The 24,634-nt window shown below is 66.1% G+C and carries 20 protein-coding genes; 10 read left to right on the top strand and 10 right to left on the bottom strand.

The annotated features are described in order from the left end of the window. Positions 1-27: 27 nt before the first annotated feature. The 3 genes from kduI to ACP7BL_RS00630 all read right to left on the bottom strand — a co-directional run bounded on the left by kduI (position 28) and on the right by ACP7BL_RS00630 (position 3,435). Positions 28-867, bottom strand: a complete 840-nt coding sequence (gene kduI, locus ACP7BL_RS00640) for a 5-dehydro-4-deoxy-D-glucuronate isomerase (RefSeq protein ID WP_426257349.1) — start codon at positions 865-867, stop codon at positions 28-30. A gap of 17 nt (positions 868-884) precedes the next feature. Further along, positions 885-2,327 (bottom strand): glucuronate isomerase, encoded by a 1,443-nt coding sequence (gene uxaC, locus ACP7BL_RS00635; RefSeq protein ID WP_126846765.1) that lies wholly within the window; start codon positions 2,325-2,327, stop codon positions 885-887. An 82-nt stretch (positions 2,328-2,409) separates the two neighbouring features. Then, positions 2,410-3,435, bottom strand: a complete 1,026-nt coding sequence (locus tag ACP7BL_RS00630) for a LacI family DNA-binding transcriptional regulator (protein ID WP_126846763.1) — start codon at positions 3,433-3,435, stop codon at positions 2,410-2,412. Between the two features lie 134 nt (positions 3,436-3,569). On the opposite strand from ACP7BL_RS00630, the gene ACP7BL_RS00625 reads away from it, so the two are divergent. From ACP7BL_RS00625 to ACP7BL_RS00595, 7 genes are all read left to right on the top strand, one after another. Next, on the top strand, positions 3,570-5,066 hold the full coding sequence (locus tag ACP7BL_RS00625; RefSeq protein WP_426257348.1) for a UxaA family hydrolase: 1,497 nt from the start codon (positions 3,570-3,572) through the stop codon (positions 5,064-5,066). Continuing rightward, on the top strand, positions 5,063-6,502 hold the full coding sequence (locus ACP7BL_RS00620) for a mannitol dehydrogenase family protein (protein WP_426257347.1): 1,440 nt from the start codon (positions 5,063-5,065) through the stop codon (positions 6,500-6,502). Before ACP7BL_RS00625 ends, ACP7BL_RS00620 begins: the two co-directional genes overlap by 4 nt. A 94-nt stretch (positions 6,503-6,596) precedes the next feature. Beyond that, the gene (locus ACP7BL_RS00615; RefSeq protein ID WP_426257346.1) at positions 6,597-7,391 is read left to right on the top strand and encodes a 2-keto-4-pentenoate hydratase; all 795 of its coding nucleotides are present in this window, start codon (positions 6,597-6,599) and stop codon (positions 7,389-7,391) included. Between the two features lie 55 nt (positions 7,392-7,446). Further along, on the top strand, positions 7,447-8,754 hold the full coding sequence (locus ACP7BL_RS00610) for an MFS transporter (RefSeq protein ID WP_426257345.1): 1,308 nt from the start codon (positions 7,447-7,449) through the stop codon (positions 8,752-8,754). Further along, positions 8,744-12,502 carry a LamG-like jellyroll fold domain-containing protein gene (locus ACP7BL_RS00605; RefSeq protein WP_426257344.1) on the top strand — a complete coding sequence of 1,253 codons (3,759 nt, stop codon included), beginning with the start codon at positions 8,744-8,746 and terminating at the stop codon, positions 12,500-12,502. Before ACP7BL_RS00610 ends, ACP7BL_RS00605 begins: the two co-directional genes overlap by 11 nt. Next, positions 12,499-13,719, top strand: coding sequence for a DUF885 family protein (locus tag ACP7BL_RS00600; RefSeq protein WP_137903154.1), 1,221 nt, complete (start codon positions 12,499-12,501; stop codon positions 13,717-13,719). The genes ACP7BL_RS00605 and ACP7BL_RS00600 overlap by 4 nt, the downstream gene beginning before the upstream one ends. After that, positions 13,719-15,302 carry a family 43 glycosylhydrolase gene (locus ACP7BL_RS00595; protein ID WP_426257343.1) on the top strand — a complete coding sequence of 528 codons (1,584 nt, stop codon included), beginning with the start codon at positions 13,719-13,721 and terminating at the stop codon, positions 15,300-15,302. Before ACP7BL_RS00600 ends, ACP7BL_RS00595 begins: the two co-directional genes overlap by 1 nt. Here the strand turns inward: ACP7BL_RS00595 and ACP7BL_RS00590 are convergent. From ACP7BL_RS00590 to ACP7BL_RS00560, 7 genes are all read right to left on the bottom strand, one after another. Further along, positions 15,289-15,927 carry a tetratricopeptide repeat protein gene (locus ACP7BL_RS00590; RefSeq protein WP_426257342.1) on the bottom strand — a complete coding sequence of 213 codons (639 nt, stop codon included), beginning with the start codon at positions 15,925-15,927 and terminating at the stop codon, positions 15,289-15,291. The two genes, ACP7BL_RS00595 and ACP7BL_RS00590, sit on opposite strands and share 14 nt — an antisense overlap. Then, positions 15,924-16,331, bottom strand: a complete 408-nt coding sequence (locus ACP7BL_RS00585; RefSeq protein WP_126846745.1) for a cytochrome c-type biogenesis protein — start codon at positions 16,329-16,331, stop codon at positions 15,924-15,926. The genes ACP7BL_RS00590 and ACP7BL_RS00585 overlap by 4 nt, the downstream gene beginning before the upstream one ends. After that, a complete protein-coding gene (locus ACP7BL_RS00580) occupies positions 16,328-16,855 on the bottom strand; it encodes a redoxin family protein (protein ID WP_126846743.1) in 528 nt (175 codons plus the stop codon). The genes ACP7BL_RS00585 and ACP7BL_RS00580 overlap by 4 nt, the downstream gene beginning before the upstream one ends. After that, entirely contained in the window at positions 16,852-18,855 is a 2,004-nt protein-coding gene (locus ACP7BL_RS00575) for a heme lyase CcmF/NrfE family subunit (RefSeq protein ID WP_426257341.1), read from the bottom strand. Before ACP7BL_RS00575 ends, ACP7BL_RS00580 begins: the two co-directional genes overlap by 4 nt. A 148-nt stretch (positions 18,856-19,003) precedes the next feature. Then, on the bottom strand, positions 19,004-19,438 hold the full coding sequence (ccmE, locus tag ACP7BL_RS00570; RefSeq protein WP_033964859.1) for a cytochrome c maturation protein CcmE: 435 nt from the start codon (positions 19,436-19,438) through the stop codon (positions 19,004-19,006). A 100-nt stretch (positions 19,439-19,538) separates the two neighbouring features. Continuing rightward, positions 19,539-20,279, bottom strand: coding sequence for a heme ABC transporter permease CcmC (ccmC, locus tag ACP7BL_RS00565; RefSeq protein ID WP_033964858.1), 741 nt, complete (start codon positions 20,277-20,279; stop codon positions 19,539-19,541). A 63-nt stretch (positions 20,280-20,342) separates the two neighbouring features. After that, positions 20,343-20,834 (bottom strand): winged helix-turn-helix transcriptional regulator, encoded by a 492-nt coding sequence (locus ACP7BL_RS00560; RefSeq protein ID WP_010405266.1) that lies wholly within the window; start codon positions 20,832-20,834, stop codon positions 20,343-20,345. A gap of 118 nt (positions 20,835-20,952) precedes the next feature. On the opposite strand from ACP7BL_RS00560, the gene ACP7BL_RS00555 reads away from it, so the two are divergent. The 3 genes from ACP7BL_RS00555 to ACP7BL_RS00545 all read left to right on the top strand — a co-directional run bounded on the left by ACP7BL_RS00555 (position 20,953) and on the right by ACP7BL_RS00545 (position 24,633). Then, positions 20,953-21,267 (top strand): CC_3452 family protein, encoded by a 315-nt coding sequence (locus ACP7BL_RS00555; protein ID WP_137903155.1) that lies wholly within the window; start codon positions 20,953-20,955, stop codon positions 21,265-21,267. Between the two features lie 114 nt (positions 21,268-21,381). Then, entirely contained in the window at positions 21,382-23,484 is a 2,103-nt protein-coding gene (locus ACP7BL_RS00550; protein ID WP_341202605.1) for a bifunctional (p)ppGpp synthetase/guanosine-3',5'-bis(diphosphate) 3'-pyrophosphohydrolase, read from the top strand. A gap of 60 nt (positions 23,485-23,544) precedes the next feature. Further along, positions 23,545-24,633: a glycosyltransferase family 2 protein gene (locus ACP7BL_RS00545; RefSeq protein ID WP_426257340.1), complete on the top strand. Its 1,089-nt coding sequence runs from the start codon at positions 23,545-23,547 to the stop codon at positions 24,631-24,633. Position 24,634: the final 1 nt, after the last annotated feature.

Raw genomic sequence — 24,634 nt, 5'->3', positions numbered from 1 at the left:
GCCCCTCCCGCGCGCGGGAGGGGAGCTTCACGCCAGCTGGCAAATATCCAGCACGCTCATATCGGTATAATCCTGATTCTCGCCCGCCATCGCCCAGATGAAAGCATAGGCCTTGGTGCCCGAGCCCATATGCACCGACCAGGGCGGCGAGATCACCGCCTCTTCATTGGCCATCACGATGTGCCGCAGCGCTTCCCCCTCGCCCATATAATGGAACACGCGGTCGTTCGGCCCATCCAGTTCGAAGTAGAAATAGATTTCGCTGCGCCGCTCGTGAATGTGCGGCGGCATCGTGTTCCACACCGAACCCGGCTTCAGCACCGTCAGCCCCATCACCAATTGCGCGCTGTCGCAAATGCCGGGGATGACCATCTGGTAGATCGTGCGCTCGTTCGATTCCTCGAGGCTGCCGCGCTCCAGCTTGGTCGCGTCGCCTACCGAAATCACGCGCGTGGCGAACGCCTTGTGCGCCGGGCACGACGCCAGATAGAAGCGCGCGCCTTCGCCGGAAAACACCACGTCCTTGGCGCCCATCGTCACATACAGGCAATCCTTATTGCCCAGCGTGAACACCTCGCCATCGACCGTGACGGTGCCGTCTGCGCTGCCGACATTGACCACCGCCAACTCACGCCGTTCGAGGAACGGGTGCCCCTCCGCCGAGGCCGGCTCGGTCTGGTCGGGCAATTTCACCGCGGCATCCGCCACCAGCACGCCCCCGATCACGAAGCGATCGGCATGGGTATAGTTCAGCACGCATTCGCCCGCGCGGAACAGGTCCTGGATCAAATAGCGATCGCGCAGCTCGTCATTGGAGACGCATTCCATCATGTCGGGATGGGTGGCGTAATAGGTGCGGTCGAACATCGGGGGCTCTCCGGGGGTCAGGCCGCTTTGGCGGCGATTTCGGGTGAATCGATACGATAGGCGCGGCGGACGAGGCCGCTGGTCAGCTCGTGCGCGAGCTCGGCGGCCTCCCAATCTTCGAGCCGATGCTCGGCCACGAGGCGCGCGAGAAAACCGCAATCGATCCGACGCGCGACATCGTGCCGCGCCGGGATCGACAGGAAGGCGCGGGTATCGTCGTTAAAACCAACCGTGTTGTAGAAACCCGCCGTCTCGGTGGTCATCTCGCGAAAACGGCGCATCCCCTCCGGACTGTCATGGAACCACCATGCGGGCCCGAGCTTGAGGCAGGGGTAATGCCCGGCCAGCGGTGCCAGTTCGCGCGCGTAGACGCTCTCGTCGAGCGTGAAGAGGATGATCGAGAGCTCGGTCGAGGTGCCGAAGCGATCGAGCAAGGGTTTCAACGCGTGAACGTAATCGGTGCGCATCGGAATGTCGGCACCCTTGTCGCGTCCGTGGCTGGCCAGCAGCCCGGCATTATGGTTGCGGAAAGAGCCGGGATGGATCTGCATCACCATCCCGTCCTCAACCGACATCGCCGCCATTTCGGTCAGCATCTGCGCGCGGAACAGTTCCGCATCCGCGGGGGTCCAGGTGCCGCCGACAATCTTGCCGAACAACGCCTCGGCCTCGGCGTTCGAGAGGTTGGCGGTCGCGGCGGTCGGGTGACCGTGATCGGTCGCGGTCGCCCCCGCCGCGCGGAAATCCGCCCGCCGTTTGCGGTGCGCGGCAAGATAGCCCTTCCAGCCATAGACATCTTCGCCGGTCAGTTCGGCAAAGCGCGCCATTGCGCCGGCGAACTGCTCATGCTCGACATCGATGACGCCGTCCGGCCGATAGGTCGTCACGACGCGCCCGCTCCAACCCGAGGCGCGAATGCGGTGATGTGCGCCCAGATCGTCCTGCGGCCCCTCTGTGGTCGCCAAAAAGTCGATCTTGAAGCGATCGAACAGCGCGCGCGGGCGGAAAGCCGGACTGGCCAGCGTCTCGGCGATCGTATCGAAATACAGATCGGCGGTGTCTGCCGCGAGCGCCACCTCGAACCTGAACACCTCGGCAAAGACATGGTCGAGCCACATGCGCGAGGGCGTGCCGCGAAACAGATGCAGGTTCTGCGCGAACAACCGCCATGCGGCGCGCGGATCGGTCGCGGGCGTGCCGCTGCGACGCGGAATGGCGAGCGCGTCCAGGTCGATGCCCTGGCTGTAGAGCATCCGGAAAATGTAATGATCGGGCGCAAGCAGCAACGCGGTCGCGTCGGTCCAGGCGGTGTCGTCGGCAAACCACCCGGCATCGGTGTGGCCATGCGGGCTGACGATCGGCAGCGCCGCGATCTCCGCGTAAAGCGTGCGCGCAATGGCCCGCGTCGTTGGATCGCTCGGAAACAGGCGATCGGGATTCAGGTCGAGCGGCCGTGCCATTGTCATTCTCCCTCCCCGCACTGTTTTATGCGGGCTCTGGTAACCGGTGTCAGGTTGGGTCGCAACCCCGTTAGTGGATGATCTATATGCTCGGTGCCGCCACCGAGCCACGCCGAATCAAGGTCGACAGGAACAGCGAGGGTTCCTCGACAATCTGTTCCCCGTCCAACCCCGCCGTGAGCTTCAGCGCCGCCGAGCGCGCCATCGATGCAATCGGCCATCGCACCGTGGTCAGCGGCGGCCAGACGTGTGCAGCAACGGGCGTATCGTCGAAGCCGACGATCGACAAATCCTTGGGGATGTCGAGACCGCGCTGTCGTGCCGCATGCATCACGCCCGCCGCCATTTCATCGTTGCTGGCGAAGATCGCGGTTGGACGCGGCATCAGATCGAGCAGGCGCTCTGCTGCGGTCAGCCCGGATTCGAAGGTGTAATTGCCGTCGGCGATCATGCTCCGCGGGAGCGCGATGCCCGCTTTGCTCAGCGCTTCTTCGAAGCCCAGACGTCGCTCGCGCGCCGAGCGGAAGCCATGCGGCCCAGCGATCAGGCCAATCCGGCGATGCCCCTGCTCGATCAGATATTCGGTCGCGGCTCGCACCGCCTCGCAATCGTTGGAGGCAACCATATGATCGTTATCGTCCAGCGGAGCAGACCCCATGCGGACATAGCGACACCCGATTTCGGCACACAATTTGGCAATCGTGTCATTCTCGCTGATCGGCGGGAGCAGGACGAGCCCGAACAGGCGCTGACGTTCGAGGAAATGCCGCAGATCGACCAGCATCGTCGCCGATCCGCGATCGACCGGGCGCACCACCAGTTCGAATTCGGTGCCGTGCAGCGCCTCCAAAATCCCCTGCTGCACATTCATCACCATTTGCGCATTGGGGTTGTCGTGGACGAGCCCGATCAGGAAATTGCGGCGCAGCGCGAGCGCGCGCGCCTGCGGATTGGGAATATAGCCCAGTTCACCGATCACATCCTCGACGCGCCGCCGCGTATCGTCGTTGAGCAAGGGCGAGCGGTTTATAACGCGGCTGACGGTCTTTTTGGAAACGCCCGCGATCCGCGCAACATCGTTGATCGTCGGTTGTCCGGTGCTTTTCATGCCATCGGCTTAAACCCAGGATGACCGGCTTGGCTAGTCCGACGGCGCGCTACGGCGAGCATTGGTGCCCTTGCCAAGCGATACGCGCCTGAGGCAGAGGCTGATACCGGTTACCCAAAATAAGCGAGCGAGGCGTGGCAAAAGCCCTTCTGGTGCATCCCGACGACAGCGTCGCGACCTTGGTCGAACCTGCGTCGGCGGGCGATGCCGTCACTTACGACGGTCACGAGGTCATCGCGCTTGTCGCCATACCGAGCGGACACAAGGTGGCGATCGCGCCGATCGCCGCGGGCGCGCCCGTGCTGAAATTCGGTTTTCCGATCGGCACGGCCACCGTCGCCATCGCGCCCGGCATGCACGTCCATTCGCACAATCTGGCGACCGCGCTCGACGGGACGCTCGACTATCACTTCACCCCCAAGCCCCCCGCACCGACGAGCGACGCGCAAGAAGCGGCGAGCTTCCAAGGCTATGTCCGCGCCGACGGGCGCGTGGCCACGCGCAATGAAATCTGGATACTCCCGACCGTCGGCTGCGTCGCGCGCACCGCGACCCGTATCGCCGCGCAGGCCGATGCCGCATTGGTGAACGAGAGCGCCGACGGTGCCGTCGACGGAGTCCACGCCTTCACCCATCCCTTTGGCTGTTCGCAGCTTGGCGACGACCTTGACGGTACGCGCAGCATCCTGGCTGCGCTCGCGTGCCACCCCAATGCCGGCGGCGTGCTGATCGTCGGGCTGGGGTGCGAATCGAACCAGATCGACGCCTTGCTGCGCGAAATCCCGGAGGGACGGCGTTCCGCCATCCGCACGCTCGTCACGCAATTGGCCGGGGACGAGATTGACGAGGGCGTGGCCAAGGTCGCCGAACTGGTCGCGCTCGCACGCAGCAAACGCAGCACCGTCGCGCTCGACCGGCTGGTGCTTGGGGTGAAATGTGGCGGGTCCGATGGCTTGTCGGGGCTCACCGCCAACCCGCTCGTCGGCCGCATCAGCGAGCGCGTGGTCGCGGCAGGCGGAAGCGTGTTGCTAACCGAAATCCCGGAAATGTTCGGCGCGGAACGCCTGCTCATGGACCGCGCGGTCGACGAAAGCGTGTTCGACGGCATCGTCACGATGGTCAATGCTTTCAAACGCTATTTCCTCGACCATGGCGAGCCGGTGTCGGAGAATCCCTCGCCCGGCAATGTCGCGGGCGGCATCACCACACTGGAGGAAAAATCGCTGGGGGCCGTGCAGAAAGCCGGACGCGCACCGGTATCCCACGTCATCCCCTATGGCGCGCGCGTCGGCGGAGCCGGGCTGACTTTGCTCGAGGCACCGGGCAACGATGCCGTGTCCTGCACCGCGCTGGCCGCAGCGGGGGCGACCGCCATTCTGTTCACCACTGGGCGCGGAACGCCGCTCGGCTTCCCGGTGCCGACGATCAAGATCGCCTCGAACAGCGCACTCGCCACGCGCAAACCAGGCTGGATCGACTTCGACGCAGGCGAAGTTCTCGGTCACGGCTTCGACACGGTGGCGCAGGCGCTGGCCACGCAAGTCTGCGCGATTGCGTCTGGCGCGGCGACCGCCGCCGAGCGTAATGGCGAACGCGAAATCGCAATCTGGAAGCGGGGCGTAACCTTATGACGCGTTTGGGATATGGCACGCTCGATACTGTGCCAGCACAGGTGGCCCGCCCCAACCGCACCGCACCGCCGACCACCGGGATCGTCCATTTCGGCCCCGGAGCCTTCCACCGCGCGCACCAGGCGGCCTATATCGATACGCTGCTCGACGGCGAGCCGGGTTGGGGCATTGCTGCGGTGTCGCTGCGCAGCGCGGGAACGGTGGCGGCGCTGACCGAGCAGCAGGGGCTGTACACGCTCGCCATCCGCGACATCGCGCCCGCCTATCGCATCATCGGTGCTCACAGCCGCTTTCTGGCCCCCGACGACGCAGAACAGACGCTTGCCCTGCTCGCCGACCCTGCAGTGCGGCTGGTGACGACGACGGTGACCGAGAAGGGCTATTGCCTCACGGCGGACGGCACGCTCGACCTCTCGCATCCCGACATCGTCCATGATCTGGCCGCGCCTGCTGTACCGCGCAGCGTCATCGGCTGGATCATTGCGGGGCTCGCTGCGCGCCAAACCGCCGGGATTGCGCCCTTCGTGGTGATGCCGTGCGACAACCTCGCCAATAACGGGGCCAAGGTGCGTGCAGCGCTGATCGGTTTTGCCCAGGCGCATGCGCCCGACCTGGCGACGTGGATTGCCACGCATGTCCGCGTGCCCGGCACGATGGTCGATTCGATCACCCCCGCCGCCGACGAAGCGCTCTATGCCGATGTCGCGGAGGTGCTCGGCGTCGAAGACCGCGCCGCCGTGCAGCGGGAGGCATTCGCGCAATGGGTGATCGAGGATCTCGACGATCCGGTCTGCGCCGCGCTCGGTCGCGCGGGAGCGACGTTGACCGACAATGTCGCGGGCTATGAACAGGCCAAGCTGCGCATTCTCAACGGGTCGCATTCGACGCTGGCCTATGCCGGTTTGCTGCGCGGCCATGCCAGCGTCGCCGACGCGATGGGCGATGCCACGCTGGCCGGATTCATCGATGCGATGATCCGCGACGACATCATCCCGACGTTGCCGCCCGTCGCCGGGCTCGATCTCGATGGCTATCGTTCGGCGGTGCTGGCCCGCTTCCGCAACCCCGCGATCGTCCATCGGCTGGAGCAGATCGCCGCCGATGGCAGCCAGAAGATCCCCTATCGACTCGGCGACACGCTGGCGGCGCACCGCGCGCAGGGCCGGTTGCCGCGCCATGTGCTCGCCGCGCTCGGCTGCTGGATCGCCTTTCTGATGCAGCGCGCGCGCGCGGGGGTTCCGATCCTGGACCCGGCGGGCTCCGTCCTCGCCGATCTTGCGGCAACGGGCGACGCTCGCGCGGTGTTGGCCCGGCTGATCGCGGCGAGACTGGGCTTTTCGGGGGCATTGGCCGAAGATTCGGAGGCTGCGCAGTCGATCGCGCTCGCCGCGCAGGCTGCGTTCGACGGCGATTGGGCGACTGCGCTTTCCGGCTGATCGCGCCGATCCGCGATCCCTCTTGTCAATGACACCGGTTTCCCATACCCAGTCGTCGAGATCGTCCTAGCGATCCATGAGGGGATGAAGCCACGTGCAGGCCAAGAAACGTCAAGACAATATCGCGCGAGTCGCAACCGAATTTGTCAGCGCCCGGCGCAGCGCGTCCGCACTGGTCGATTACCCCGGCACCATGCCCGCCGCGCTCGCCGAAGCCTATGCGATGCAGGACGCCGCCATTGCGCTTGCCGACCGCGTGATCGCCGGCTGGAAGGTCGGGCGGATCAACCCGCCACTGGAGGGGGCCGACCGCCTCGCCGGGCCGATCTTCGCCGACCAGACTTTCGACGCTGGAGAAACCCCACGCGCGATGACCGTCTATGCTGGCGGATTCGCGGCGGCAGAGGCGGAATTTCTGCTGCGGATCGGCACGGCACCCGACCCTGCCAAGATCGATTATACGCTGGCCGAAGCGACCGCGCTGATCGACCGGGTGTGTGTCGGCATCGAAATCGCCAGTTCGCCCTTTGGCGGCATCAACGACCATGGCCCCGGTGTCACCATTTCCGATTTCGGAAACAATAACGGGCTGGTGATCGGCCCCGATATTGCCAACTGGCGCGACCTCGACCTCAATCAATGGCCGGTCGAGTTGACCATCGACGGCGCATCGACCGGGGTCGCCACCGCCGCCGCCATGCTTGATGGCCCCTTCGGCGCAGCCCGCTTCCTGTTCGAACTGATGGCGCAGCGTGGCATCGCGCTCAGCGCAGGGCAGTGGATCTCGTCCGGAGCGGTCAGCGGCGTCCACCAAGTTCACATTGGCGCGCAAATTTCGGCCATCTTCGACAACCGACTGACGGTGGCGTGTAGCATCGCCGCCCAATAACCGCGATTATGATCCGGCAAAGGTTCGAAACAGGGCCGCCGACAGGAGAGAGATGATGGCGACGGCCGAACTTCCGATCGAAACGGGTGCAAGCGGGACGATAGCGGCCGACGCAAGCACGGTCGGACGCTATCGCTGGGTGATTTGCGGCCTGCTCTTTGCCGCCACCGCGATCAATTATGTCGACCGCCAGATGATCGGGCTGCTCAAGCCCAACATCTCGGGCGAATTCGGCTGGGACGAGAATGCCTATGCCGACATCGTCTTCTGGTTCCAGGCGGCCTATGCGATCGGCTATATCAGCTTCGGCTCGATCGTTGACCGGGTCGGGGCGCGTGTCGGCTATTCGATCGCCTTCATCATCTGGACGCTCGGCCACACCTTGTGCGGCTTTGCCGGATCGACCTTGCAGTTTGCGGCTGCCCGCGCGGTCCTGGGCCTTGGCGAATCGGGCAATTTCCCGGCGGGCATCAAGGCCGTCTCCGAATGGTTTCCGGCACGCGAGCGGGCACTGGCGACGGGCGTGTTCAACGCCGGTGCCAATATCGGCGCGGTGGTGACCCCACTGATCGTACCCGCGATCACGCTCGCCTTCGGGTGGCGGATGGCGTTCATCGTCACCGGGGTCGCGAGCCTGGTGTGGCTGGTCGCCTGGATCGCCATCTACCGCCGGCCGCGCGAACAGCCGCGCCTCAGCGCCGCCGAACTCGCCCATATCGAAAGCGACCCCGCCGACCCCGCGCAGAAGATCGCGTGGACGCGGCTGCTCGGCTATCGTGAGACCTGGGCCTATGCGCTCGGCAAGTTCCTGATCGACCCGATCTGGTGGCTGTTCCTGTTCTGGACGCCCGATTTCCTGTCCAAAGCCTATCATCTCGATTTGAAGAGCTTCGGCCCGCCCTTGGTGGTGATCTATCTGATCTCGGACTTTGGCAGCATCGCCGGGGGCTGGTCCTCCTCACGGCTAATGAAGCGCGGCTGGTCGGCCAATGCCGCGCGCAAGACGACGATGCTGGTCTGCGCCTTTCTGGTGATGCCGATCTTCTTTGCGCAATATATCGCCAATCTATGGGCGGCGGTGGGGATCGTCGGGCTGGCGACGGCCGCGCATCAGGCGTTTTCGGCCAATCTCTACACCATCCCGTCGGATATGTTCCCGCGTAAGGCGGTGGGATCGGTGGTCGGCATTGGCGGCATGGTCGGCGCGATCGGCGGCATGGGGATGGCGAAGTTCACTGGCTACATCCTGCAAACGACGGGCAGCTACACGCTGATCTTCGCGGTCGCGGGCAGCGTGTATCTCATCGCGGTCGGTGTCATCCATCTGCTCTCGCCGCGACTGGCGCGTGTCGATGCGCTGTAAGACCGGGCTGGCGAGCCTGCTCGCCATCGCTGTCGCCACCCCGGCGGCGGCGCAGGATGCGACCGGCCTGCTGTTCCGCGTTTCCGCCGACAAGAGCCTGACCGCGGACACTGCCGCGGGCGACCCGGTGCCCAATTTCCGCAGCGGCGTCAGCGTCGTGCCCGATGGCGCGATCGGCGGCGCAGCGCGCTGGGCCGATGATGGCTATGTCGCGTGGAAGGCACCGGGCAATATGCGTGCGCAGCGCGGCACGCTCAGCTTCTTCTGGCGGCCGCGCGAGCCGCTCGGCGTCGCGCCCTTCGTCATCTTCCGCGCGGGCTTTGCCGATCACAGCAGCTGGGACATGGCGTTCCTGCGAATCGACTGGAACGGCCATGGCTTTGATGCCTTCGTCACCGATGCGAACCTATCGCGCATCCGCGTCTCCTGGACGATCCCGCAGACACCCGCTGCCGACGCCTGGAAGCACATCGCCTTCGCCTGGGACGAGACCAAGGGCGTCCGCCTCTTCGTCGATGGCCGCGAAGTCGCGCGCAAGGATCAGGTCGCTGATCTCGATTCGGGGCTCGACCAGTTCGGCCTCGCCGGGCGCGTGCTCTCCCCCCACCAAGTGCAGAGCCGCTACAATTTCATGCGCGGCAGCGATCTCGACGAGATTCGCGTGTACGACCGGATGCTGGCCGCCAGCGACATCGCCGCGCTCGCCGACAAGCGCGATCCAGCCCCCGCCCCTTCCGAGGACGCCGCCGCCCGCCGCACCGCCTGGCTGCACCGTTACGGCTGGGATGCGGGCGCGCCGCCGGTGCTCGATGCCCCCGTCACCACCGTGCGCAAGGTCGAGTTCGCCGACGCCAAGGATTTGAAAGAGTGGATGTGGAAGGGCGTCGACGGCATCGCCGAGACGACCTGGCCCGGCGTCTATAACCGCTCCAAACTGCCCGGCCGCGACGATTATTTCGAGCTGCCCGACTGGAACGTCTATGTCGAAGGCGGCAAGCGCTATGACCTGACCGTGCCGCCCGGCGAACGCTTCAACCGCGTCGAAATTCGCGGCGCGGCCTATGGATCGCTGCTATGGTCGGACGCTGGACAAACCACCACGCTCGCCACCCGCGCGCAAGGCACCGTCCGCAGCGTCAGCGCGATACCCGAGCGGCAAGGCGGCACGCTCAGCTTCGTCAACACGGTGCAGGAGCAGCCGATCCAGGAGCTGTGGGCCTATGACGTGAAGCCGGGCGCGGAACCGGCGGGATCGTTCAAACTCTCCTACACCGTTAACGCCACCGCCTCGACCCGGATCGCCGCGCTCGCCACCCTCGAATCCTTCATCACCGGCCGCTATGCGCCGGACGAGCGCAGCATGGTCGTCGCCTTGCCCAGCTCCGGCATCAAGGCGGCGGTTGGCGCGGCGGCAGCGGGGGCGGGCGCGCCAGCGCAGACGCGCACGCGCGGCCTGCCGATCGTCCATATCCTGATCCCGGCCAGCCTTGGCGATGCCTATGCCGACAAGCCGCTGGCGCGTGCCTTCGATTATGGCTGGCAGAATCTGCATGACGGGCTCGATGGCATCGCAATCGATTTGCCCGCGCTCAGCGGCACCGGGCCGATCCCGCTCAACCTCCGCGTCAAGGACCCGATCTGGCCCGCGCGCGACCTGATCGACCTGTCGGTCAGCGTGCCGGCTGGCACGCCGCGCACGCTGTGGCTCGACCTGCGCGACCGTATCCTGTCGAATGACAGCCTGTACCTCAGCATCGCCTCGGCGCTGCCCAGCTTCGATGCCGCCGCGCTCAACGGCGCGAAAATCCGTTTGGTGTTCAAGGATCGCGCGGCGGCGCTGCCCGAACATATCGCCGACCGGCTCAACCAGGTGAAGGACAATTGGGGCTTTCTGGTCGAGGAGCACACCGCCTCCAAGCGCGCGGCGCTCTATGCGCGCCTGTTCGGCGACGTGACCGACCTGCTGCGCGTCGACCCCGACAATGTGACGGCCCGCCAATATTGGGCGGACATCAATTACCGCCCCGAAAACCTGCCCGCCATAACCCAGCCGACCGCGCCGCCCGGCGTGCCGCTCTGGGCGTTCCGCCAATTGGAGGATCTGAAGCTGGTGCGGCAGTTCGTTACGTGGTGGATCGATCACCGCCAGTTGCCGTATGGCGATTTTGGCGGGGGTATTTCTGACGATACCGATCTGACGCAGCAATGGCCCGGCCTCGCGCTGATGGGGGTTGAGCCCGACAAGATCAACGCCTCGCTGCGCGCCCTCGCCGATGCCGCGTACACCAACGGAATGCGGGTGAACGGCCTCGGCTACATCACCACCGATGAGCTTCACGCGTATGAGGAAGGGCTCAACTCGGATGCCGAGCGGCTCTATCTCAACTGGGGCGAGCCGCGCTCAGTCGAGCGGCTGATGGAAACGACCAAGGCGCTGCAAGGCGTGATCCTGAAGAACCCTGCGGGCCATCTGCATTTCGCCAGCAACTGGTATGGCGGGCGTATGATGTACCGCGAGGGGGCGTGGGAATGGCAGAAGCCCTATAGCTTCACCGTGCTGCACGCGCCGATCCTGCTCGGCCTGTATAATGGCAGCACGCCCGCGCGCGCGCTGGTGACGGGCGTGATCGACGGCTGGATGGCGCATGGCAAACAAGGGGCCGATGGCGCGTGGTCCTACCCCAATGAGATCAACTGGCGCAGCGATGCCGAGCGTGTCGGCGATGGCGGCGGGGTGAGCACGCCGCTGCAGGCAAGCTGGGCGGCGTGGCGCTTTACCGGCGATGCCAAATATCTGCGCCCGATCGAGGCGCGGGTCGCCAAGAGTCCGGCGGGGCTGGCCGAATTCAACGAAAACGCCTTCACCGCCTTGCCCGATGGCACCGCGTTGCGCGCGCGGGCGGCCAAAAGCGAGGAGCCGTTCGGCCGTTATGCCGCTTGGTCGGCAACGGGCGATCTAGACGTGCTCGCCACGCTGCACGGCGAGGCGATCGCCGATAAGATGCAGCATATGGCGATGTACACCGACGGCCATTGGTGGAGCGACCGCGTCGAACAGCCAAGCGACATCCTGCAGCGCGAACGGCTCGGCGGGATCGCGCTGAAGCGCAACCAGACCTGGCCGGGCAATACGGTGAGCTGGCGCTTCGCCACGCCGGACGCGGCGGAGCAGGTCGCGATTCTGCTGCCCGGCGCGACGCGCGACCGCTTCAAGGTGATCGCCTATAACACCAGCAACCGCCCGCAAGCCGCGACGATGACGGCGTGGAACGTCACCGCCGGACGCTGGTCGATCGCAACCGAGCGCGGCGCGGCACCTGAGCGCACGACGGTCGCGCTGGAGCGCAGCGCCGCGATCCCGCTCACCTTCGCGCCGGGCGAGACCGTGCTCGACTTTGCGCTGGTGACACCCACCACGCCGGTCGAAACCCGCCCCGATCTAGGCATTGGCCGCGACGATGTGCGCGTTGCGGGCCAGCGCGTCACGGTCACCGTCCACAGCCTAGGCGCAGTGCCAACCACGGCGGGCCGCGTGTCGCTGTGGCAGCAGGATCGCAGGATCGCCAGCGCCGCCGTGCCGCCGCTCGCCGCGCCGGGCGATCTCATCCCCAAAACCGCGCAGGTGACGCTGACGGTGCCCACGGGCATCGACCCGCAACAGCTCTTGGTTCGTGTCGAACAGGCTGATGGCGGTGCCGAAGTCACCCAGCAGAACAACACCGTCGCCATCGCCGATCGCACGCCATGACGACGCGGCGCGCGCTGCTCGCCGGTGGCGCGGCGCTGGCGCTGGCCGGGCGCGTGCGAGCCACGCCGCCTGCGCCCTTACGCGCGGCGCTCGATGCGGCGGCGGCCTTGCCGCACGATCCGGGAGCAGCGCTGTCGCTGCTGGCAGGATATGACCGGAACGGCCTTGGCCCGTCTGCGCAGCTCGACCTCGATACCGCCCGCGCCGGGCTGGCAATCGACCTCGAGATCGTGCGCCGCTTCGCAGTCGATCCCCGCGCCAAGGGGCCGCCGCGCACCCCGGCGCACGCCACGCTCTTGCTCCGCCGCAAGCTCGGCAATGACGTCGATCCGCGCGCGGCGGCGACCCGGCTGGAGGCCGAACGCCGCTGCTGCGCCGCCCGCGCCGATGCCCTGTTCGCGCGGCTGGGGATAGCGGGGGCCACTACCGGCGCGCGCTTCTCCGCTTTGTGGCGCGACCCTCGCCAGGCTTATGCCAGCCCCGACGCCGCTTTGGCCGATATGAACCGGTGGCTGGTGGAGCTACGCGCCCGTGTCCCGGCCGTGGTCGGTGCCGTGCCGCGCTGGTGCCTGAACGTCGCCGCGAATCCCCCAACCGCCGCCGACCGCGCAGCCGCCCATTTCGGCTATCGCACGCTGCCCACGCCCACCCAGCCGGGCGGCTACGTCCCAGACCTTCAGCGCCTCGCCGATCGCCCGGCGTTCACCCTGCCGAGCGTCGTCGCGCACGAATTGCTCCCCGGCCATATGGTGCAGATGCCGCTGGAAGCCGCTGCCGATCCGCACCCGCTCCGGCTCGATTATGCGCCGGGCTTTGCCGAGGGATGGGCGATCTATATCGAACGCCGTGTTGCCGATGCGGGCGTCTACGCCGCCGATCCGCTGGCCGAACTCGGTTATCTCCACTGGCGACTGTTCCGCATTGGCCGGGCGTTGGTCGATCTCGCCATCCATCTCCACGGCCTTTCGCTCGCCGAAGCGCGCGCGCGCATCGTCGCGTGGCAGGGCGAACCCGCCTATTTCGCCCCGTTCGACGCCGATCTCGCGCGGGTCGCGCAGGAACCGATGACGCGCGCCACCGAAATGCTGTTCGCGCTCGCCATCGAAGACGGCGCACGCGGTCGATCGGGCATAGCGCTGGCGCGCTATCACCATGTGCTGCTCGATCACGGCCGGATGCGCAGCGACGAACTGGCGCGCCGCGCCCGGAGGGTTTGATGCGCCTCACGCGCCGGGACGCGCTCGCCGCAGCTGGCGGCAGCGCTGCGCTGCTGCTGCCCACCGCCTCCGCCGCCACGCCCGACACCCCCGCCGATTACAGGCGCGGGCTGGATCAGCAACGCATCGCCGATCTCGGCGACGGGCGCTTCCTCAATCCCGTGCTGTCGGGCGATCGCCCAGACCCCGCGATCCTGAAAGACGGGCAGGACTATTACCTGACCTTCTCCAGCTTCGATTCCTATCCCGGCCTGATCCTGTGGCATTCGCGCGATCTGGTGAACTGGCGGCCGATCGGCCCCGCGCTCCACCGCACTATCGGCTCGGTCTGGGCGGTGAGCCTCGCGAAGCATGACGGGCGCTATTTCCTCTATATCCCGACCAAGGCCTCGCCCAATTCGATCTGGGTGATCCATGCCGATCGCATCGAAGGGCCGTGGAGCGAGCCCGTCGATCTCGGCCTGCACGCCCATATCGATCCGTGCCATGTCGTCGGCGAGGACGGCTCGCGCTGGCTGTTCCTGTCGGGCGGCGACCGCGTGCGCCTGTCCGCCGATGGCCTGTCGACGGTCGGCACACCCGAGCATGTCTATGATCCGTGGCACTATCCGAGCGATTGGGTGGTCGAGGGCTTCTCGCCCGAAGGCCCCAAGATCGTCCGGCACGGCGGCTATTTCTACCTCATCACCGCAGTCGGCGGCACCGCCGGGCCGCCGACCGGGCATATGGTGATCGCCGCCCGCGCACGCTCGATCCACGGGCCGTGGGAGGACTGCCCCGCCAACCCGCTGGTGCGCACGCGCGACCGATCCGAACGCTGGTGGTCGCGCGGCCATGCCTCGCTGGTCGAAGGGCCAGCGGGCGATTGGTGGGCGCTCTATCACGGCTATGAGAACGGCTATTGGACGCTCGGGCGGCAGACGCTGCTCGATCCCGTCGCCTGGACCGCCGATGGCTGGTTCAAAATGATGGGCGGCGATCTGTCGCGCCCGCTCGCCAAGCCCAAGGGCGGCAGCGCGATGCCGCACGGCATGGCCCTGTCCGATGATTTCCAGGCCCCAGCGCTCGGCACGCGCTGGAGCTTCTTCCGCCCGCGCCCGAACGAGACCGATCGCCTGTCGGTCGCCAATGGCACACTGACGCTCACCGCCAGCGGCACCGCGCCGGTCGATTCGGCCCCCCTGCTGCTGATCGCAGGCGACACCGCCTATCGCTTCGACTGCGAGATCGAGATCGATCCCGGCACCACCGCCGGGCTGCTGCTCTTCTATGACGACACACTCTATTGCGGCCTCGGCTTCGATCAGGAGCGCTTCGTCACGCACCAATATGGCCAGGAGCGCGGCCGCCCGCACAATCCGCACGGGCACCGGATGCGGCTGCGCGTCACCAATGATCGCCACATCGTCACCTTCGACACCAGCGGCGATGGCGGACGCACCTGGGCACGCTTCGATCGCGGCATGGAAGTGTCAGGCTATCACCACAATGTGCGCGGCGGTTTCCTGATGCTGCGCCCGGGGCTTTATGCGGCAGGCACAGGCAACGCGCGCTTTCGCGATTTCCGTTTCACGGCTTTGTAGAATGCGCCGCCGCCACTCTCAGGAATCGATCCAGCGCCATCACCCGCTCGGCGATATCGGCACGGTACGGCGCACCCGGCGGTGTTGCCGCAAGCGCAGAGTGCCAGGCCGGCTGCGCCGCCGCCAGATCCCCGACATCGACATAAGCGAGGCCCAGGAAGAATAACGGTCCGGGTGTCTCGGTTGCGAGCAGCACCGCACGGCGAAACGCGAACTTCGCCGCAGGGGACACCGCCCGGTCATGCAGCGCGAAGGCATAGCCAAGCCCGGTCCACAGCGCCGCATCGCGCGGACGCAAGGCAATGTCGCCGCGCAGCCCATCGATGGCGGCGCGCGCGTCGCCATCGCGCAACCGCGCATCGGCGCTGGCCAATGCCAGGCCGTCGGCAGGGGACAGCGCGAATATCGCGTCGCGAAACGCGACCATGCCGGGGTCGATCGCGATCGGTGTAACATCGGCGGCAACCGGCTTGCCCGGGACATGGCGTGGCCCCTGCGCGGCAAAACCCGCCGCCCCCAGCATCAGCGCCGCGCCCGCGATCGTCCACAAGGATCGCGACACGCCCAGCGCCGACAACAGGGCCGCCGTCGCAATCCCGACGACCAGCAGGATTCCCCAGTTCATGCCCGCCGCCGCTTCTTGAAGCTCGCCCGCGCAAGCCACGCGCCCAGCGCCAGCAGCACCAGCGGGGTGATCCACAAAGGCGCGGTCAGCGCGCTGAGCGGCGGATCGTAACTGACATAGTCGCCATAGCGCGAGACCAACCACGCGCGGATCGTTTCCGGGCTTTCTCCCGCCGCGATGCGCGTACGCACCAGGGAACGCATGTCCCCCGCCATCTCGGCATTGCTGTCGGCGATCGACTGGCCCTGGCACACCACGCAGCGCAGCGTGACCATGAGCGCCTGCGCCTGCCGCTCCTGCGCCGGATCCGTCAGCTGAACGTTGGCGAGCGGCGCGGGCGGTTGTTTGCTGTCGGCAAAAACCGGGCTGGACGCGATCAGCAAAAGGAGGGCCAGCCGCCTCACCGCGCATTCCTTACGGCCGCGATCAGGCCCGGCACATCCTCCTCGCGAATGTCGCCGACATGCTGCAGCACGATCCGCCCGTCACCGCCGATCACGAAGGTCTCGGGCACGCCCGAAGAACCCAGCGCGAGCTGTACCGCACTGACCTTGTCATCGCCGATCGCGGCATAAGGATCGCCATTGCGCGCCAGGAAATCGGCGATGGCAGCGGGCGTGTCCCGGACTGCCACCGCATCGATCTCGACCCCGGCCTGTTTGAGCGCGAGCAATTGCGGGGCCTCGGCGATGCACGGGATGCACCAACTGGCAAAGACGTTGAGCAGCCGCGGCTTACCCTTGGCGAACGCGGTCGTCGCCAGCCCCGGCTTGCCGGGCACGATCGGCGGCAGGTCGAATTTGGGCAAAGGCTGCCCGACCAGCGCCGAATGAATGGTGCGGTCGGCGGGCTTGTACAGGCCCCAGCCGATCACTGCGAGCAACGCGACCGCCGCCGCGAACGGCACCCAGATCAGCAGCCGCTTCATGCATATGCCTCGCGCAAAGCCGCGCGTCGCCCACGCGCCAACCGCCCGAGCAACGACAGCGCCCCCCCGATCGCGATCAGCGCACCGCCCAGCCAGATCAGCGTCACGAACGGCTTCCACCACAGCCGCAATTGCCAGCGCCCGGTGCCGTCGGGCTCGCCCAGCACGGTGTAGAGCTGCCCGTCCCAGCGCGTCGCGATCGCGGATTCGCTCGTCACCGTCACCGGATTGGCAAAAAAGCGCGATTGCGGCCGCAGATAGAAGGTCGCGCCGTCATCGCCCCGCCGCACGCTGAGCCGCGCCTCCAGCGCCGACCAGTTGGGCCCAATCACCGGCTTGATCCCATCAAGCGTCACGGTGAACGGCCCGACATGCTGCGGCTCCCCCACGCGCGCCGCAACCAGCGTCGCCTGCGTGAACGCCGTATCGCAGGCCATCCCGGCCAGGCTCACCGCGATGCCGAGATGCGAAACCACCATGCCATAGGTGAACAGCGGCGTGCGGCGCAGGTTGCGCTTCCACAAAGGTGCCAAGCTCGCCGCCGCCAGCCCGACCGCCAACGCCAGCCCGAGCATCGGCAGCAAGGCCACGCCCCCGATCGTCGCCAGCAGGATCAACACCACGCCCGTCGCCGCGACCGGCACCGTCATTCGCGCGAGCACCGCCGCCAGCGTATCGCGCCGCCAGCGCAACAGCGGGCCCGCCGCCATCACCGCCACCAGCACCAAAGCGACCGGCCCGGCGGCCTTGTCGAAAAAGGGCGGGCCGACCGACAATTGTGTGCCGAATGCCGCCGCCACGATCGGGTAGAGCGTGCCGATCAGCACAATGCCCAGGATCACCGTCAGCAGCAGATTGTTGGCGATCAGCGCGCCTTCACGGCTGACGAAATCGAAGCTGTTGCCTTGCTTGACCGTGCCGACGCGCAGCGCAAACAGCAGCATCGCACCACCGATATACAGCGCGAGCAAGGCGAGGATGAAGCTGCCGCGCGTCGGATCGACCGCAAAGGCATGCACGCTGGTAAGGATGCCCGATCGCACGAGGAAGGTGCCGATCATCGACATCGAGAAGGCGACCACCGCCAGCATCAGCGTCCACGCACGCAAGCCGTCGCGCGTCGCCAGCACCGTCACCGAATGCAGCAAAGCCGTCGCCGCCAGCCACGGCATCAGCGAGGCGTTCTCGACCGGGTCCCAGAACCACCAGCCGCCCCAGCCCAGTTCATAATAGGCCCAATAGGAGCCTGCGGTGATCCCCAGCGTCAGGAAAATCCACGCGCCCAGCACCCACGGTCGCATCGCGCGCGCGAAAGCCGGACCGACATCGCGCGTCACCATCGCGCCGACCGCGAAGGAGAAAGCAATCGAGATGCCGACATAGCCGATGTATAAAGTCGGCGGATGGAAGGCGAGGCCGGGGTCCTGCAGCAACGGGTTGAGGCCATTGCCATCGGCTGGTGCCGGATCGAGCCGCGCAAACGGATTGGAGGAGAATAGCAGAAAGGCGTAAAACCCTAGCGCAATCGCGGCTTGCGCGCCGAGCGTCGCGATCAGCGTCGGCTTGGCGAGCGTGCGTTCGAGCACCGCCACCGCCGCCCCGGCTATGCCGAGGATCGTCACCCACAGCAGCATCGAGCCTTCGTGATTGCCCCATGCGCCGGCGATCTTGTACAACATCGGCTTGTCCGAATGGCTGTTCTCGGCGACCAGCAGCACCGACATGTCGCTGCGCGCGAACACGGTGATCAGCAGCAGCATCGCCAGCAAAGCGAGCAACCCCTGCACCACCGCGACCGGGCGCACCGCCGCCATGATCTCATCGGTCAGTAGGCGTTTCGCGGCGTCGCCCTCTTGTCCCGTTCGGGCTGAGCCTGTCGAAGCCCCCTGCGCAACGGACAGGCGACTGGTCCGCCACACCCCAAGCGCCGCCAGCACCAATTGCAGCAACGCGAGCGCTGCGGCGAACCACAAAGCGGCAAGGCCAGCTTCGGCGATCATTGCTCTGGCAATCCACAAAATACGCCCCGCGCGTCACCCCGGGCTTGTCCCGGGGCCCACCCAACCGCACGGACACGGTACGCGGCGCGGTGGCCCCCGGGACAAGCCCGGGGTGACGGAGCGAAATAGGCGCGCGGTGCCAGGCCGATCATTGTTTCAGCGTCTTTGTCTCGTGCATCTTGCCCGCAATCTCCGGCGGCATGTATTTCTCATCATGCTTGGCCAGCAAATTGGTCGCGGTGAAGCTGCCATCGGGGTTGAACGATCCTTCCGCCACCACGCCCGATTTCTCGCGGAACAGGTCGGGGGCGATGCCCTTGAAGGCCACCGGCACGGTGGCGACGCCGTCGGTAACGACGAAACGCATCGACACGCCGTCGGGAAGACGCTGGATCGAATGATCCGCGACCATCCCGCCGAGCCGCACCGCGCGGCCGAGCGGAAGCCCGTCCTTCTTCACATCGCCCGGCGCATAGAAGAAGGCCGCCTGGTCCTTCAGCGCGGACAGCGCCAGCACGCTCGCCCCGCCGACCGCCGCGACCGCGAGCAACACCAGCGTCAGGCGTTGATGCTTGGCCTTCATCGTTTCTCGCTCCGGCGCATCGCCACGAAGCTCCACGCCGCCAGCCCGACCGAGACGACCCCGGTCAGCGCATAAGCGGCCATCACGAACGGCCAGGGGTTCATACGGCCACATCCACGACATGCGCCATGCGCCGCATCCGCGCCTCGGCCTTGGTCCGCGCGAGAATGGTACGCATCCGCATCAGCACGATCGCGGCGAAGAAGCAGGTGAAGCCGCTGAGCGTGAACCATAAGGGCCACAGGATCGTCGCATCGATCTTGGAGGAAGTGAGACCGATGCTTTGCCCCTGGTGCAGCGTGTTCCACCACACCACCGAATAGCGGATGATCGGCAACAACACCGATCCGGCAATGCCATAAATCGCCGGAATACGCCCGTCGCCGCCGCGATCGTCATCGGCGCGGGTCAGCGCCATGAACCCCAGATAGACGAAGAACAGCAGCAACATCGAGGTCAGCCGCCCGTCCCATTGCCACCACGTGCCCCAGGTGGGTCGCCCCCAGATCGATCCCGTCGCGAGGCACAAAGCCGCGAACGCCGCACCGGGCAGCGCGATCGCGCGCGCCGCGATCATCGCCAGCGGATGCCGCCATACCAGAAAGGTCAGCGACGACACCGCGATCCCGCTCCACCCGGCCATGCCGAGCCACGCCGTCGGCACGTGAATGTAGAGGATCCGCACCGTCTCGCCCTGCAGATAATCGGGCGGGGTCCGCGCCAGCCCGCCCCACACGCCGTAAGCGATCAACAGCACGCCCGCCCAGAACAGCGGCGGCGTCAACGGACGCGCCAGTTTCAGGAAACGCGCCGGATTGGCGAAGGTGTGAAGGCTTGCCACGCATCACCGATACGCAAGATCGATCGGCGAATCTACAGGGCGTTTCGTCGCAGCCCCCGCGACTTATTCGGCGGCGCGCAACGCCTGTTCGTCATAATTGACGTCCTCCGGCAGCGCCCACAGCAAGTCGGGTTTGGTCAGCACCCGGCCATCCCAGGCGCGCACCTCGATCGGCGCGATCGGGCGCATGTCGCGCTTGTCGACCAGCACCGGGCTGGCGCGAAAGCCCGTTTCCCAGCGCTCGCCCCACTGCCGCAACGCCAGCATCGTCGGCAGCAACGCCGTGCCCTTCTCGGTCAGTTCATATTGAATCTTGCGCCGGTCCTCGGGCATCGCCGTGCGGGTCAAGATGCCATGATCGACCAATCGCCCCAGCCGGTTGGCGAGAATGTTGCGCGCGATGCCAAGTTCGGACTGGAACTGCTCGAAATGGTGCAAGCCGTTAAACGCAGCACGCAGGATCATGAAGCTCCAGCGTTCCCCCATCGCCTCCAGCGCCGCGGGCAGGCTGCACTTTACCAGTTCCCGCAAGGGTTCGCGCAGTTTTTCGTCCATAATCGTCAACCTTATCCCATCTTGACCCGTCATGGGACTGAAATATACGTTTCTACTTGCAACTCGCATGTGCAGCATTTAGGTGGCCCTTAGCAACTGATTTATGAGGACCGTCGCCATGATTCGTACGCTCGCCGCCGCTGCCGTTCTGGCCTCGGCCACTTTGCTCGCGCCGATGGCCGCCCATGCCGCCGACGACAATGCGTATTACGCCGCCACCCCGGTCGCCGCCCCCACCAAGACCGTGCTCATCACCAGCGGAACGCTGTGGAAGTGGAACAACACTGCCTTCACCGCCGCCAAGGGTCCGCAGCGCGACGTCATCGTGTGTGAAATGGTGGCCCAGCGCGCTGGCAAACTTTCGGCCTTCACCGCAGCAGGTCAGGCGTTCGACGCCGATGCGCTCGCCAAGTGCAACGCCCGCGTCAAATAAGCATCCTCCCCGAGAGGTGCATTGCCCCTTCCGCGCCCGCGCGGGAGGGGTTTTTTTGGCCTTCGGGCTAAACATGTTGCAAAGCAACAGGCTCAGACGCCATCTTGGGGCTAGATGCTACGCCAATATGAACTCGTCGATCGGGTCCTCGATTACGATCCCACTGCCAATGAGGCGCTGCTGAACCGCGCCTATGTGTTCTCAATGCAGGCACATGGCAGCCAGAAACGCGCCAATGGCGACCCCTATTTCAGCCACCCGATCGAGGTGGCCGGCATCCTGACCGATCTGCACCTCGACGACGAAACGATTGCGACCGCGATCCTGCACGACACGATCGAGGATACCGTCGCCACGCCCGAGGAGATTACACGGCTGTTCGGCCCCTCGGTCGCGCGGCTGGTCGACGGCGTAACCAAACTGTCCAAGATCGAGGCGCAGACCGAAAACGAACGCGCCGCCGAAAATCTGCGCAAATTCCTGCTGGCGATGTCCGACGACATTCGCGTGTTGCTGGTCAAGCTCGCCGACCGGCTGCACAACATGCGTACGCTGCATTTCATCAAGAATCCCGACAAGCGCAAACGCATCGCGCGCGAGACGATGGACATCTACGCCCCGCTCGCCGAGCGGATCGGCATGTACGAGTTCATGAAGGAGATGCAGACGCTCGCCTTCGCGCAGCTCGAACCCGAAGCCTATGAATCGATCACCAAGCGTCTTGCCCAGTTGAAGGAAGGCGGCGGCGACCGCATCGCCAAGATCGGGTCGGGGCTGAAACTGCTCCTGTCGCGCGCCGGGATCGAGGCCGAAATTTCGGGCCGCGAAAAGCATCCCTATTCGATCTGGAAGAAGATGGCCGAGCGCCATATCAGCTTCGAACAATTGAGCGACATCATGGCGTTCCGCGCGATCGTGCCGACCGAGGAGGCGTGTTACGCGGCGCTGGGCGTAATCCACCGCCGCTGGCCGATGGTGCCGGGGCGCTTCAAGGATTATATCTCGACCCCCAAGCGCAACGGCTATCGCTCCCTCCACACCAGCGTTATCCACGCCGACAATACCCGCGTCGAAATCCAGATCCGCACACACGACATGCATGAAGAGGCCGAGCTCGGCCTCGCCGCGCATTGGGCGTACAAGCAGGATCCGATGAACGGGCGCGTGCGCCCCGACACGCAGGTGAGCTGGATCCGCGATCTGGTCGAAATCCTCGACAATGCCGAAAGCCCCGAGGAACTGCTCGAACATACCAAGATGGCGATGTACCAGGATCGCATCTTCGCCTTCACCCCCAAGGGCGAGCTGCACCAATTGCCCAAGGGCGCATCGCCGATCGACTTCGCTTATGCCGTCCATACCGATTTGGGCGACCAGGCGGTCGGGGCCAAGATCAACGGCCGCGTCGTGCCGCTGCGCACGACGATCGAAAATGGCGACCAGGTGCAGATTCTGCGTTCCAAGGCGCAGGAGCCGCAGGCCAATTGGCTGAACTTCGCCATCACGGGCAAGGCACGCGCCGCGATCCGGCGGCATTTGCGCCACAAGGAACGCGTCGAAACGCAGGCGCTCGGCCGCAAGATGTATGACGAGCTCGTCTCGCGCCTGCCTGCCCCGCTCGCCGGCAATGCGCAGGCGATGGCCATGCAGCGGCTGAAGGTCGCGGACGAAGCGGCCTTGCTCGAAGCGATCGCCCGCCGCCGCCTGCCCGATGCGGCGGTGATGGAGGCGCTGATGCCGGGCTCGGCCGGTGCCGATGCGTTGCGCGACTTGCCCCCGCAATCTAGCGCGATTTCAATTCGCGGGCTGACCGCCGGGGTCGCCTTCGATCTCGCCGAATGTTGCCATCCCGTACCCGGCGACCGCATCGTCGGCTTACGCCGCCCCGACGCCGGGATCGAGGTCCACACGATCGACTGTCCGGTCCTCGCTGCCGCCGACGACGCCGATTGGGTCGATCTGTCGTGGGGTGACAAGACCGAAGGCGCGACTGGCCGCATCTCGGTGGAGGTCAAGAACGAACCTGGCGCACTCGGCACGATCGCGACGATCATCGGCGCGCAAAAGGCCAATATCGTCAATTTGCGGCTCGACAATCGCGACACCGGCTTCCACACCAATACGATCGATGTCGAAGTGCACGACGTCCACCATCTGATGCGCGTGATCGGTGCGCTGCGCGCGGCGGACGCGGTCAACAGCGTCATCCGCGTCTGATCTCTCCCCGGCGCACAACTTCCCCATGACGGCACCGCGACGACACGCTATTCAGCAGGCATGTCGCGTCCCACATCCCCCGCTTTGTCCGTTGTCATCCCCTGTTATAACGAAGCGGCATGCCTCGCCGTGCTGCATGCGCGCGTAACCGCCGCCGCGCGCGCCGCTGTGGGCAACGATTACGAAATCCTGCTGATCAACGATGGCTCGCGCGACGATAGCTGGGGCGAGATGCAGCGCCTCGCCGCCGACGACCCGCGCCTGGTGGTCGTCAACCTGTCGCGCAACCACGGACACCAGCTCGCGCTCACCGCCGGGCTCGATCTGTGTTCGGGCGCGCAGATCCTGATTATCGATGCCGATCTGCAGGACCCGCCCGAATTGCTGACCGACATGCGTGCCGCGATGGCCGCGCAGGGGGCCGATGTCGTTTATGCGGTACGCCGCAAACGCGAGGGCGAGACGCTGTTCAAGAAAGCCACCGCCGCCGCTTTCTACCGCTTGCTCGACCGCGTCACCGACACCGCCATCCCGCTCGACACCGGCGATTTCCGCTTGATGAGCAGGCGGGCGCTCGACGCCTTCCTGTCGATGCCCGAACAGGCCCGCTTCATTCGCGGCATGGTCGCCTGGGTCGGCTTCAAGCAGATCCCCTTCCCTTATGACCGCGCCGAGCGCCATGCGGGGGAAACCAATTATCCGCTCGGCAAGATGATCCGCCTCGCGCTCGACGCGGTCACCGGCTTTTCGACCGCGCCGTTGCGCTTCGCCAGCCATTTGGGCCTGGCGCTGACGGCGGCATCGTTGCTGCTGTTCCTCTATATCGCGGTCGGCTTTTTCAGCGGCAGCGCGGTCGCGGGTTGGACCTCGACGATGCTCGTCGTCGTGCTGCTCGGCGCGTTCCAGATGTTCGTGCTGGGCATGATCGGCGAATATCTCGGGCGGCTGTATGTCGAATCGAAGCGCCGCCCGCTCTATCTGGTTGCCGATGTGGTGGGGCCGATCCAGGGGCGGGCGACGCTCGGCTATCGCGCGGAAGCCCAGCCCCAGCCCGTTCGCCCGGAGCTTGTCGAAGGGCAGCGCTCACCGCAGGAACCAGGCCTTGCGGAAAGCAGTGCTTCGACAGGCTCAGCACGAACGGAGGGGTGAC

It is taken from the genome of Sphingomonas sp. DC1600-2 (genome assembly GCF_049897605.1).
Lineage (GTDB): Bacteria > Pseudomonadota > Alphaproteobacteria > Sphingomonadales > Sphingomonadaceae > Sphingomonas.
Note: the sequence above shows the minus strand (reverse complement) of the source record. Positions and strands in the feature narration are given on the sequence as shown.

Coding starts and splice junctions, on each gene's coding strand:
- ACP7BL_RS00630 (WP_126846763.1), bottom strand. CDS start 3,435: ATGAAAAGCACCGGACAACCGACGATCAACGATGTTGCGCGGATCGCG.
- ACP7BL_RS00610 (WP_426257345.1), top strand. CDS start 7,447: ATGGCGACGGCCGAACTTCCGATCGAAACGGGTGCAAGCGGGACGATA.
- ACP7BL_RS00580 (WP_126846743.1), bottom strand. CDS start 16,855: ATGAAGCGGCTGCTGATCTGGGTGCCGTTCGCGGCGGCGGTCGCGTTG.
- ACP7BL_RS00575 (WP_426257341.1), bottom strand. CDS start 18,855: ATGATCGCCGAAGCTGGCCTTGCCGCTTTGTGGTTCGCCGCAGCGCTC.
- ACP7BL_RS00600 (WP_137903154.1), top strand. CDS start 12,499: ATGACGACGCGGCGCGCGCTGCTCGCCGGTGGCGCGGCGCTGGCGCTG.
- ACP7BL_RS00545 (WP_426257340.1), top strand. CDS start 23,545: ATGTCGCGTCCCACATCCCCCGCTTTGTCCGTTGTCATCCCCTGTTAT.
- ACP7BL_RS00560 (WP_010405266.1), bottom strand. CDS start 20,834: ATGGACGAAAAACTGCGCGAACCCTTGCGGGAACTGGTAAAGTGCAGC.
- ACP7BL_RS00605 (WP_426257344.1), top strand. CDS start 8,744: ATGCGCTGTAAGACCGGGCTGGCGAGCCTGCTCGCCATCGCTGTCGCC.
- kduI (WP_426257349.1), bottom strand. CDS start 867: ATGTTCGACCGCACCTATTACGCCACCCATCCCGACATGATGGAATGC.
- ACP7BL_RS00550 (WP_341202605.1), top strand. CDS start 21,382: ATGCTACGCCAATATGAACTCGTCGATCGGGTCCTCGATTACGATCCC.
- ACP7BL_RS00620 (WP_426257347.1), top strand. CDS start 5,063: ATGACGCGTTTGGGATATGGCACGCTCGATACTGTGCCAGCACAGGTG.
- ACP7BL_RS00555 (WP_137903155.1), top strand. CDS start 20,953: ATGATTCGTACGCTCGCCGCCGCTGCCGTTCTGGCCTCGGCCACTTTG.
- ccmE (WP_033964859.1), bottom strand. CDS start 19,438: ATGAAGGCCAAGCATCAACGCCTGACGCTGGTGTTGCTCGCGGTCGCG.
- uxaC (WP_126846765.1), bottom strand. CDS start 2,327: ATGGCACGGCCGCTCGACCTGAATCCCGATCGCCTGTTTCCGAGCGAT.
- ACP7BL_RS00590 (WP_426257342.1), bottom strand. CDS start 15,927: ATGAACTGGGGAATCCTGCTGGTCGTCGGGATTGCGACGGCGGCCCTG.
- ACP7BL_RS00595 (WP_426257343.1), top strand. CDS start 13,719: ATGCGCCTCACGCGCCGGGACGCGCTCGCCGCAGCTGGCGGCAGCGCT.